Here is a 10,825-nt window from a genome sequence, read left to right as displayed (position 1 = left end):
ATCTTAAAGAGGATCGCCGAGGGCAGGGAACCGGGGCCGCTGGAATTTGCGGGCGGAACCTCCTTTTCGGAGGACACGTATTTCCGGCTGTCCGTGACTCCGGTGAGAGGCGGTAAGGGCGAGGTGGCCAAGGCTATCGGAACGCTGGAGGACATTACGGAGGAACGGCGGATCCGGAGGCGTTTCGCCCAGGAGGAGCAGTACCGTGCGGCGCTTCTCTCGGAGGCGGTCGCCATGTGGTCCGTGGACCTCGTGAGGCAGCAGGTGATGGCCTGCACCATTCATGGAAAAGACTGGCTGGAAGGCGGCAAGGGCTTTCTGTACAGCGGAAGGTTCATCGAGAATATGTGCCGCTACATCCATCCGGCGGATCATGACAGGATCGCCGGGCAGATGCAGGCCAACCGGATGCTGGCAGCTTATTATACCGGAGAGAGGGAGCAAAAGGAGCTGTTTCGCGCGACGTATCCGGGCTCGGAGGACTATAAATGGATGACGTGTACGATTTCCCTGCTGACGGAGCCGGTCTCGGGAAATCCGGTGGCGTTCGCCTATGTGCGGGATGTGGATGAGGAGACGAAGCGGAAGATGGAGCTGATGTATTCTTCAGAGCGGGATCCGCTGACAGGTCTCTACAACAGAAGGAATATTGAAGAGAAGGTGGAGCAGGCTCTGAAAAATGAGGACAGCCTGTCCTGTCTGATCATGCTGGATTTAGACGGCTTCAAGGAGATCAATGACAAATACGGCCATCAGGAGGGGGACGCGGTCTTAAAGAAGATGGCGCGGATTCTCTCGGGTGCGTTCCGGTCGGACGATTTTATTGCCCGGTTCGGAGGCGATGAGTTTATCGTATTCCTGGATCACATACCGAACTGTGAGTGCGCCAGCTTCCGGGCGGAGGAGGTACGCCGCCAGGTATACGCCCTGACGCTGAACGGAGAGGAACGCATCGTGTCCATCAGCATTGGGATCGCCTTCGGCCCCCGTGACGGGAATACGTTTGAGTTACTCTATAAACACGCGGATGAGGCGCTCTATATGGCAAAAGGACGGGGCAAGAACCAGATCGCGTTCTATGGGGAAGAGGAAGAGATAATGATCCTGGAAAGGCCGGATTAAAAGGAAATACAGAAAATACCGCTGCCGGAAGAATTCTTTAAAGAGAAGATTCCTCTGGCAGCGGTATTTTTTTGTGATGATAAGCTTTTATTTAGAAGAAAGTCATTTCTGGAATAGAGATCAGTTTCCGCATTCGATGCTGATCTCATTGAATCTGTCCAGAATATCGTCCACCTTCAGAGAAGCCTTGTCTTCATCTGCAGAGTCGATGATGGCGCTGCCCTGATGCATCATGATCAGGCGGTCGCCGTACTCCACGGCGTAGCGCAGATTGTGGGTTACCATGATCGTGGTTAAGTTCTTTTCCCTTACGATCTGGTCCGTCAGCTCCATGATGACCTCGGCTGTCTTAGGGTCCAGAGCGGCTGTATGCTCATCGAGAATCAGAAACTCGATGGGAGTCATGGTGGACATTAAGAGCGCCATGGCCTGGCGCTGGCCGCCGGAGAGTACGCCGACCTTTACATGCAGCTTATCTTCCAGACCCAGTCCGAGAGAATGAAGCTGTTCCTTATAGTAATTGATTCGCTGGCGGTTCGTACCCGGAAGGAGATTGAAGGGCTTGCCTTTGTTGTCGGCCAGAGCCATATTCTCCAGGATTGTCATATGCGGACACGTTCCCATGGCCGGATTCTGGTAAACGCGGCCGATGCGGCGCTGACGCTTGTATTCGGGCATGCTGGTGATATCTTTCCCGCCGATGATGATGCGTCCGCTGTCCAACGGAATGCTTCCGCAGATGATATTTAACATGGAAGTCTTGCCGGAGCCGTTGCTTCCGACCACGGAGACGAACTGGCGGTCCTTGATGGTCAGGCTGAAGTCCTCGAAGAGGCACATCTCGTTGACGGTTCCCTGATTGTAGTATTTATTGATCTGTTTTAATTCAAGCATGACTCTTCACCTTCTTTTCCCTGCCGTTGCTGAGTACGAGTATGACGAGGAACAGCGCGGCCGTAATCAGTTTCAAATCGGAGGCCTCCATGCCCATATAGATAGCGAGAGAGACGCAGCCCTTGTAAATGATGGAGCCGATGACGACAGCCGTTGTGGATTTGACAAAGCCCACACGTTTGAACAGCTTCGTACCGATGATAACATTTGCCAGGCCGATGACGATGGTGCCGGTACCCATGCTGATCTCAAAAAAGCCCTTCTGCTGGCAGTAGACGGACCCGGCCAGAGCGGCCAGGCCGTTGGCAATCGCCAGCCCCACGATTTTTACCATACCCTTGTCTTTGGCAAGAGAGGTAACCAGCGTGTCGTTGTCGCCGACTGCCCGGAGCAGGTAGCCGGACCGTGTCTTTAAATAGAGGTCCAGCAAAAGCTTTACCAGGATTACGATCACGGCGAGAATGATCACGACGGTGAAATTACTGATGCTGGCCGGAAAAATACGGCTTACAAATTCATTTTCAAAGATCGAATCGCTGTTAAAGATCGGTACGTTAGATTTACCCGCAACTCTTAAGTTGACGGAGTAGAGGGCGGTCATGACAATGATACCTGACAGCAGGTCCCGGACCTTTAATTTTACGTGAATGAACCCCGTCACGCATCCGGCCAGGACGCCGGCCGCAAATGCGGCGAACAGCGTGAGTACCGGATTAACCCCGGCCAGTATCAGTGTGACCGTTACGGCTCCGCCAAGCGGAAATGTTCCGTCCACGGATAAGTCCGGAAAGTCCAGAATCTTATATGTGATATAGACGCCCAGTGCCATGATGGCATAGACCAGGCCTTCTTCAAAAACGCCAAGTATGATTGACATGATAGCTTTCCTCCAGGAGAAGTAGTATATTACTGTGTAATTTCGTCAAAGATAGCAGCCGCGGAATCCGTTAATTCCTGCGGAAGTGTGATGCCCAGGTTCCCGGCCACCTTGCTGTTGCCGTAGAATGCCGCTTCCTCGATCACCTCGAAGTTCATCTCGCTGGCCTTCTTTTCGCCCTTTAACACTTTGGCGGCCATTTTACCTGTCTGAATTCCTAAATCTACGTAATCGAGACCCATGGAAGCCAGGCAGCCGATCTTGACCTGCTCCACCTCGCTTCCGAATACCGGAATGTTTTTCTTGGAGGCTTTGTCTAAGATCATCGGGAGAGAGCTTACGACTGTGTTGTCGGTTAAGTTGTTTAAGCAGTCCACTTTTTCTAGAATGCTGTCGGCAGCCAGCGGAATATCGGCGGTGGAGGTTACTGCGCCTTCCACGATCTCAAATCCGTAATCTGGAGCTGCGGCCTTGTATTCGGCGATGGCGGTTTCGGAGTTTACTTCGCTGGTGCTGTAGAGAATGCCGATCTTCTTCGCGTCCGGAAGAATCTTCCGGATCATCTCTAACTGCTTCTCTACCGGAAGCTTGTCGCTGGTGCCGGTTACTTCGCCGACAGGTGTTCCGTCTTCGTTTGCAAGCGCCGCGGCAACCGGATCGGTTACAGCCGTGTAGATGACAGGAACGTTGTCTTTCTTCGCTCCGCCGTAGGCAGCCTGTGCAATCGGAGTCGCAATGGCGCAGATTAAATCGGCTTTTTTGGAGATGAAATTATTGATAATCTGGCTGGCTGTTCCGCCGTCCGCCTGTGCATTTTCGTAGAGAATGGTTAAGTTCTGGCCTTCGATGATTCCCTCGTCTGCCAGTCCCTGTAAAAAGCCTTCGCGGCAGTTGTCCAGAGAGCCGTGCTCCGCGAACTGGCCGATGCCGATGGTGTAGGACTTGCCGTCTTCGGAATCGGCGCCTTCTGCGGCTGTCGTATCGGCGGCGGTGTCGGCCGCGGAATCGGCGGCAGTGGTCGTCACAGCCTCGGTGGCGGCGGTCGTCGGATCCGCCGGTTTGGAAGAACAGCCCGCGAGTGCGGTTACCGTCATCGCTGCGAGTAAGATTGCTTTCATTGATTTTTTCATAATTGTTTCCTCCTCATGGATCATATATTTTAATTTAAACATAAAAAAGTCCCAAGTACGTTTTAAAAACATACTTGAGACGAATTAACAAATCCGCGGTGCCACTCAAATTGACTTCCATAGAAGTCCGCTTTTCATATACTAACATATATGCCACGAAGATAACGGTTGTGGTCTCCGTCGGTCCCTACTTACCTGATGGTTCAGGACCGCCCTCAAAAGTCCATTCAGCTGTCTGCTCTATATCGCACTCACACCGGCGGCGACTCTCTGAAATATTGCGGGATAGCTTACTCCTCTTTTTCAACGGTTTATTTTATTGCTTATTATATTAAGGCGTCAAAGTGGATTTGTCAACAACTATTTTTAAATTCCTTCGTATTTATAAACCAAATATGATAATGTCCTAAGTAACCACAAATGAAAATGTCCTCAAATTGTATTATAATAACCTCACAGCTTATAACGCAGGAGGTTCAGGACAATTAAGGAGATTAAACTTCGGATGAAGGAACAGGAAAAATACGAGATTATTAAGAAACTTGTGGAAACCAGCGGGAATAAGGATAACGCCGCTCTGAAACTGTCTGTTTCCAGACGGCAGATTAACCGTATGATGAAAGGATATAAAGAACAGGGAAAAGCTTTCTTTGTTCATGGCAACAGGGGGCGCAAACCAGCCACAGCTCTCTCTGAGGATATCAGAAAACGTATCGTCTCTCTTTATCAGGAACAATACTTTGATGCCAATTTTACTCATTTTACGCAGCTGCTTGCGGAGCGGGAAGGCATTCTTGTTTCTACAACCACAATTCAATCGATATTGGAAGAACATTACATCTTATCCCCTATGGTTACAAAAGCAAAGCAGAAACGTATTTCTGCTCATTTAAAGGCGGTACAAAAGACGGCTTCCCACAAAGAAGCCGTCGAAATCCAAAAAAATCTCGTTGCTGTGGAAGATGCACATACACGAAAACCACGGAAGGCTTTCTTTGGCGAACAGGAACAGATGGATGCTTCTCCTCATGAATGGTTCGGTGGTTCTGTCACACATCTCCACATCGCTGTAGATGACTGCACCGGCCGGATTACAGCTGCGTATTTTGATACACAGGAAACCCTGAATGCCTACTACCACCTGTTTCATCAGATACTCACTGCGTATGGCATTCCTTATGGCTTTTTCACAGACCGCAGAACCGTTTTTGAATACAGGCAGAAGAACCGTACCGAACTGGCAGAGGATACCTACACGCAGTTTGCTTATTCCTGTAAGCAATTCGGTGTAGAGCTGGAATGCAGCAGTATTCCACAGGCAAAATCGCGTGTGGAGCGTATGTTTAAGACCTTACAATCAAGACTGCCAGTCGAGTTACGACTGGCAGGCATTACAGAGATCAACGCAGCTAACGAATTTCTTCGTTCCTATATCGCCAAATATAACGCTGAGTTTGCTCTTCCCCTTAATGGTATCAAATCTGTCTTTGAAAAGCAACCCGATCAGGAAAAAATCAACCTGACCCTTGCCATTCTCACCGAACGGGTGGTGGATGCCGGCCATTGCATTCAAAAGGATAAAACCCATTATCGTATGTTAGATAAAAGTGGAAGGCAGGTACATTACCTGAAAGGGACAAAGGTTATGGTAATCCAGGCATTTGATGGGCAGCTGTTCTGCATTGTCAACGAGAATACCGTGCTGGTGCTGGAAGAAGTCCCCGAGTACGAGAAAACCTCCCGGGCATTTGCACCTGAAATCCCCAGGGAAAAACCAAAGAAACGCTATATTCCCCCTATGAGCCATCCATGGAGACGCAGCACGTTTATAAGGTTTGCTCAAAAACAGCCACATCGGATCGAAATGGAGCTCTCTGCCAATCGCTATTAAAACAGAAAAAAGCACCGGCGGCGCCGGTGCTAATAATGCACTTTTTTCAGGACATTTTCATTTTTGCTTTACACAACTATTTTTAAATTCCTTCGTATTTCCTCTATTTTCCGAAAAAGCGCGCCAGCGGGCTGATTAAGTTGGATAAGTCCTGAATCGCCTGGTTGAGTGTCTTGATATCCACGGAATTAATCTGCCGGAGGGCTTCCTTCACGCTCTGGTCACTGGAGGTTACCAGATTGTCGATATCCGTTACCATCTGGCCCAAATTCGCCTCCTCCAGCTCTTTTGCCACTACGTTCACGCTGTCCATCACCGTCTCCACATCGTCGAAAAGCCGGTTGACACGGGGGATGATGGTTGCAGAGGTATAGATGACGATGGCAAGGATCAGAATGCTGGCCAGCGCGGTAATCTGGGACATCCGGTACTGCTTTTTCGCGTAGGAGGCCTGGCGCTCGTTGGAGTCCTCCAGCCTTTTTAACATGGCCTCCAGTTCTTTGTCCGACAGGGAGGCAAAGGGATTTTTTTTCTCTTCCATACTTATATCCTTCTTTCTGGTTCGTTACGGCAGCAGCCGTTTCTGATTTCAGTATACTACGGCCTGCGGGAAAAATCGAGGAAATATCTTCCTAAGGATATTAAATTGTGGTAAACTAAAGCAAATATCTGTAAAAATGGAGGTTTGACAAATGAAGCTCTTAATTGTTGTGGACATGCAGAAGGATTTTATAGACGGCGCGCTGGGAAGTCCCGAGGCGCAGGCGATTGTGCCCAATGTAAAAAAGATGATCGAGGAGTATCAGGCGGCGGGAGAGGATGTGATTTTCACGCTGGACACCCACGATGAAAAGTATATGGAGACCCAGGAAGGAAAGAATCTGCCGGTTCCCCACTGTATCAGGGGCACCGATGGCTGGGAGCTGGATTCCGCCTTAAAGGAATTTCAGGGGAAGCGGTTTGAGAAGAATACCTTTGGAAGCACCGCCCTCATGGAATACGTTCAGGAACGGCCGTATGAGTCTGTCATGTTGATCGGAGTCTGTACGGATATCTGCGTCATCTCCAACGCGCTGCTGGTGAAGGCGGCGATCCCGGAGGTTCCGGTTCTCGTGGATTCCTCATGCTGTGCGGGAGTCTCGCCGGAGAGCCATGAAAATGCCTTAAACGCGATGAAGATGTGCCACATTGCCGTGCAGTAAGCGGCGGATCGGGAAAGGAGGTCTGCGCGATGGCACAGCGAATATTGATTGCGGATGACAGCGAGGAGATCATCGAGATTCTGCAGATACTTCTGACCGGAGAAGGGTACGAGGTGGTGACGGCGGGAGACGGGGAGGAAGCGGTCATGTTGGCGGACGATACCATCGACTTAATTATTCTCGATGTGATGATGCCGGTCAAGTCCGGCTACGTGGCATGCTCCGAGATCAGGAAAAAGTCCATGGCGCCCATCCTGTTTTTAACGGCCCGCACCCAGGATTCCGATAAATCCATGGGCTTCTCGGCGGGAGGAGACGATTATCTGGCGAAGCCCTTTTCCTATTCGGAGCTTCTTTCCAGATGTAAATCGCTTCTGCGGCGGTATCTCGTTTACCAGGGAAAGAGCTTCTCTGCGCCGGACAACCGTCTGGTGCTGGGGGACCTTTCCGTGGATCAGGACACGCGGACCGTGACCGTGGAAGGCCGTGATGTGAATCTGACCTCCAGGGAATACTGCATTCTCGTCCTCCTGTTAAAGAACCGGAGAAAGATCTTTTCCTCGGAGAATATCTATGAGAGCGTCTGGAATGAACCGTATTTTTACTCCGCCAACAACAATGTGATGGTCCACATCAGGAATCTGCGGAGGAAAATCGAGAAGGACCCGCAGAATCCGGAATACATAAAGACCATGTGGGGGCGGGGGTATTATATTGAATAATTTCCTTAAGAAAATGGCGAATCCCACGCGTTTAAGCCTTGCCACGCTGTATGATGTGGTGATCGCAGCGGCGGCCGCCTTTCTCTGCTATGTGGCGGTGACGAACGCCATGGGGCTTCTGGCCGGCATGATGACGGACCAGAAGAACTATTATGAGCGGCATACGAAGCTTCTGGCAGAGGAATTTCAGGATTTCGTCACGGAAAATCATGTGGAGATCGGAGACGGGGAGACCATCGGCGACTGGAATTCCGAGAACTGGTATGTGTTCCTGACGGTATATCAGCGGGACCGCATCTACTATAATACCATGGACCGGGATAATGAGAAGCTGAAGACCGAGCTTAAGGACGAGCACCCGGGGTTTCAGTACGGGTATTTATACCGCCACGGGACAGCAGTTACCTATCCGGTGAAGTTTGCCGACGGGGATGGGGAGATCCTGATCCGGGCCTACTTTGAGGCCAGGTTCCGGACACTGATTCTCGTCCTGGGAGCGGGTATGAGCGCGGTCTGCTTCGTCGTGGTATTCCTCGTGCTGCTTCAGAAAAAGCTGGCGTATATCCGTCAGATCGAGAAGGGGATCCACATCCTGGAGACCGGCTCCAGAGGGTACGAAATTCCCTTAAAAGGCCGGGATGAACTCTATTCCCTGGCAGACAGCATCAACCAGATGAGTGAAAGCCTGCACAAGGAGATCGAGGAAAAGGACCGGATTGAAAAGGAGCGGAGCGAGATCGTGACAGCCCTGTCCCACGATATCAGGACACCGCTCACTTCGGTTCTGTTCTACCTGGATTTGATTACGGCCGGCAAATGCACGGCGGATGAGTCTGTCCTCTATATGGAGAAGGCGAAGCGCCAGGCATACCATATGAAGAACCTGATGGACGATTTATTCAGCTATTCCTATGCCACAGGAGACCGTTTTTCCCTGAAAAATGAGGAGTACGATGGAAATGAGCTGTTCGGGCAGCTGATCGGTGATCTGACGGAGTCCCTGGAGGAACACGGCTTCCGGACGGAGGTGCGCTACGAGATTGAGACGCCGTTTGCGGTGGAGACCGATGTGGTCCAGTTAAAACGCGTTCTGAATAATATTGGAACGAATATCGAAAAATACGCGCGCAGAGACGGCATCGTGTCCGTGGAGGTCAGGCTTTCAGACGGCTTCGTCTGCCTGAACATCGAGAATCCCATACGGGACGAGGAGATCGAGGTGGAAAGCTACGGAATCGGCGTCAAGGCGTCGGAACAGATGATTGAAAAGATGGGAGGCAGCTTTACTTACGAAAGCCATGATTATCGTTATCACACATCGATGAAGCTTCCGGAAAAAGAATGGAACGAGGAGCAGTTTTCTGTTTCAAAAAGAAAAAACAGCAGTCATGATAAGAATTTCTGAAGAAAATTTCAGAAATTTTACAGCCGTTTCTAAAGATTTATGGCTCATACTAAAACCAGGATAAAGAAGAATGAAATGAGGTGCGGATATGAAGCTTCTTTTTTTGACTGGAAAATTTGGTATGGGCCATTATTCTGCCGCTTTTTCGCTGGCAGAGCGTGTTTCGAGGGTGAATCCCGAGGCTGACATCGTGATCCGCGATATTTTTGAGTATGCAATGCCTTATTATTCCGACAAGGTTTATCACGCCTTTGGCGTTATGGTCACTCACTGCAGCGGAACGTATAATAAGTATTATAATCATATGGAACGCAAGGGACCGGATTTGAAACCGGTTTTTCTTCCATGGTTTTTAAAGAAAATAAAAAATTTGCTGGAGGAGGAACAGCCGGATGCGGTCATCTCAACCCTGCCCCTCTGTTCCCAGATCATGTCCTGGTATAAGGCGGTGACAGGCAGCCGGATGCCGTTAATCACGTGCATTACGGACATCAGCAGCCATTCCGAGTGGATCAACGGCGCCACAGACTGCTACCTCGTTCCCGACCGCATGGTGCGGACGAAGCTGACGGAAAAGGGCGTAGAGGAAACGAAGATTTACGTCTACGGAATCCCGGTCAGGCCGGAATTCGATTACGGGGAAGAGCGGCCGGAAGAGAGGGATGGGAAGAAGCACATCCTGATCATGGGCGGCGGTCTCGGAATTCTGCCTGAAAGCAATGAATTCTACGAGGAACTGAACGCTTCCGGTCACATCCGGGTTACGGTGATCACGGGAAAGAATCAGGAAATCTATAAGAAGCTTCACGGGAAATACGAGAATATCGATGTGATCGGGTTTACCAACGAGGTGTACCGCTATATGCAGGAGGCCGATGTGGTGATCTCGAAGCCGGGCGGAATCACCCTGTTTGAGACGATTCATGCGGGAACGCCTCTGCTGGTATTTGAGCCGTTTCTCCAGCAGGAGATCAACAACACAGGCTTTATCGTGGGCCGCGGTATCGGGATGATACTGGAGAAAAATCCCATGGACTGTGTCCGGGAGATCAGCAAGATCGTTCAGGATGATACGCTTCTGGACGCCATGAAGGCAAATGTAGACCGTTTGAAGAGAGAGTACGACCAGACCGTAATTGGCCAGGTGCTCGCCCTGATCGAAGGACCGGAAGGAGCGTTATGTACGGGATGAAATGGAGCAGAAAATGGAAATGGAGCAGACTGGCCGCAGCCCTCGGACTGCTGGTCGGCGGATTTGCAGTGCATTCCGTGATTCCGTCCTTGTATCATAAACACAGAAATCCGGCGGTGCTGCGAAGAACCGGAGTTCCCGGGACGGTAATGCTCACCTTTGACGACGGTCCCGATCCGGATTATACCGGGCGGCTCCTCGACCTTTTAAAGGAGGAGGAGGTGAAGGCGGCTTTCTTTGTGGTGACCAGAGAGGCGGTAAAAGAGGAAGCGCTGATCGACCGCATGCTGTCCGAAGGCCATGTGGTGGGCTTTCATTCCATGGACCATCAGAACGCCATGGTGAGAGGCTATCTGCACACGAGGAAAGATTTTCGCACCGGAAGCGAAT

11 protein-coding genes and 1 other annotated feature are annotated in these 10,825 nt (G+C 50.7%); of the genes, 7 read left to right on the top strand and 4 right to left on the bottom strand.

Annotated elements, in window-relative coordinates:
• Positions 1-1,122: diguanylate cyclase domain-containing protein (locus ACLTD4_RS31015; RefSeq protein WP_412331836.1), on the top strand; the 1,122-nt coding region annotated here is incomplete at its 5' end.
• Between the two features lie 120 nt (positions 1,123-1,242).
• Here the strand turns inward: ACLTD4_RS31015 and ACLTD4_RS31010 are convergent.
• Genes ACLTD4_RS31010 through ACLTD4_RS31000 form a run of 3 tightly spaced genes read right to left on the bottom strand, consistent with a single transcriptional unit; the run spans position 1,243 to position 4,023 of the window.
• Complete coding sequence (locus tag ACLTD4_RS31010) at positions 1,243-2,016, bottom strand: ABC transporter ATP-binding protein (RefSeq protein WP_117623710.1); 774 nt, start codon at positions 2,014-2,016, stop codon at positions 1,243-1,245.
• Positions 2,009-2,896, bottom strand: a complete 888-nt coding sequence (locus ACLTD4_RS31005; protein ID WP_181988753.1) for an ABC transporter permease — start codon at positions 2,894-2,896, stop codon at positions 2,009-2,011. Before ACLTD4_RS31005 ends, ACLTD4_RS31010 begins: the two co-directional genes overlap by 8 nt.
• A gap of 26 nt (positions 2,897-2,922) precedes the next feature.
• Positions 2,923-4,023: an ABC transporter substrate-binding protein gene (locus tag ACLTD4_RS31000; protein WP_117623712.1), complete on the bottom strand. Its 1,101-nt coding sequence runs from the start codon at positions 4,021-4,023 to the stop codon at positions 2,923-2,925.
• A 72-nt stretch (positions 4,024-4,095) separates the two neighbouring features.
• Positions 4,096-4,339 (bottom strand) — a binding site (T-box leader).
• Between the two features lie 189 nt (positions 4,340-4,528).
• On the opposite strand from ACLTD4_RS31000, the gene ACLTD4_RS30995 reads away from it, so the two are divergent.
• Positions 4,529-5,914 (top strand): ISNCY family transposase, encoded by a 1,386-nt coding sequence (locus ACLTD4_RS30995; RefSeq protein ID WP_055657671.1) that lies wholly within the window; start codon positions 4,529-4,531, stop codon positions 5,912-5,914.
• A 103-nt stretch (positions 5,915-6,017) separates the two neighbouring features.
• Here ACLTD4_RS30995 and ACLTD4_RS30990 read toward each other — a convergent pair whose 3' ends face one another.
• On the bottom strand, positions 6,018-6,455 hold the full coding sequence (locus ACLTD4_RS30990; RefSeq protein ID WP_055655760.1) for a hypothetical protein: 438 nt from the start codon (positions 6,453-6,455) through the stop codon (positions 6,018-6,020).
• Between the two features lie 151 nt (positions 6,456-6,606).
• Here ACLTD4_RS30990 and ACLTD4_RS30985 point away from each other — a divergent pair, with 151 nt between their 5' ends.
• The 5 genes from ACLTD4_RS30985 to ACLTD4_RS30965 all read left to right on the top strand — a co-directional run.
• Positions 6,607-7,116 carry a cysteine hydrolase family protein gene (locus ACLTD4_RS30985; RefSeq protein ID WP_002600102.1) on the top strand — a complete coding sequence of 170 codons (510 nt, stop codon included), beginning with the start codon at positions 6,607-6,609 and terminating at the stop codon, positions 7,114-7,116.
• A gap of 29 nt (positions 7,117-7,145) precedes the next feature.
• The gene (locus ACLTD4_RS30980; RefSeq protein WP_117622799.1) at positions 7,146-7,838 is read left to right on the top strand and encodes a response regulator transcription factor; all 693 of its coding nucleotides are present in this window, start codon (positions 7,146-7,148) and stop codon (positions 7,836-7,838) included.
• Entirely contained in the window at positions 7,831-9,243 is a 1,413-nt protein-coding gene (locus ACLTD4_RS30975; RefSeq protein ID WP_117622798.1) for a sensor histidine kinase, read from the top strand. Before ACLTD4_RS30980 ends, ACLTD4_RS30975 begins: the two co-directional genes overlap by 8 nt.
• Before the next feature lie 88 nt (positions 9,244-9,331).
• Positions 9,332-10,435, top strand: a complete 1,104-nt coding sequence (locus tag ACLTD4_RS30970) for an MGDG synthase family glycosyltransferase (protein ID WP_055655766.1) — start codon at positions 9,332-9,334, stop codon at positions 10,433-10,435.
• Positions 10,432-10,825, top strand: a 394-nt coding sequence (locus ACLTD4_RS30965; protein ID WP_412331835.1) for a polysaccharide deacetylase family protein, incomplete at its 3' end; no start/stop codon positions are given. The genes ACLTD4_RS30970 and ACLTD4_RS30965, both read left to right, overlap by 4 nt.

Source organism: Hungatella sp., from assembly GCF_046966825.1.
This window is presented reverse-complemented; position numbering and strand designations above follow the sequence as displayed.

What these genes read in the sequence shown, in the direction of transcription:
- ACLTD4_RS30980 (WP_117622799.1), top strand. Translation starts at nt 7,146, where the DNA reads ATGGCACAGCGAATATTGATTGCGGATGACAGCGAGGAGATCATCGAG.
- ACLTD4_RS30995 (WP_055657671.1), top strand. Translation starts at nt 4,529, where the DNA reads ATGAAGGAACAGGAAAAATACGAGATTATTAAGAAACTTGTGGAAACC.
- ACLTD4_RS30970 (WP_055655766.1), top strand. Translation starts at nt 9,332, where the DNA reads ATGAAGCTTCTTTTTTTGACTGGAAAATTTGGTATGGGCCATTATTCT.
- ACLTD4_RS30985 (WP_002600102.1), top strand. Translation starts at nt 6,607, where the DNA reads ATGAAGCTCTTAATTGTTGTGGACATGCAGAAGGATTTTATAGACGGC.
- ACLTD4_RS30990 (WP_055655760.1), bottom strand. Translation starts at nt 6,455, where the DNA reads ATGGAAGAGAAAAAAAATCCCTTTGCCTCCCTGTCGGACAAAGAACTG.
- ACLTD4_RS31000 (WP_117623712.1), bottom strand. Translation starts at nt 4,023, where the DNA reads ATGAAAAAATCAATGAAAGCAATCTTACTCGCAGCGATGACGGTAACC.
- ACLTD4_RS31010 (WP_117623710.1), bottom strand. Translation starts at nt 2,016, where the DNA reads ATGCTTGAATTAAAACAGATCAATAAATACTACAATCAGGGAACCGTC.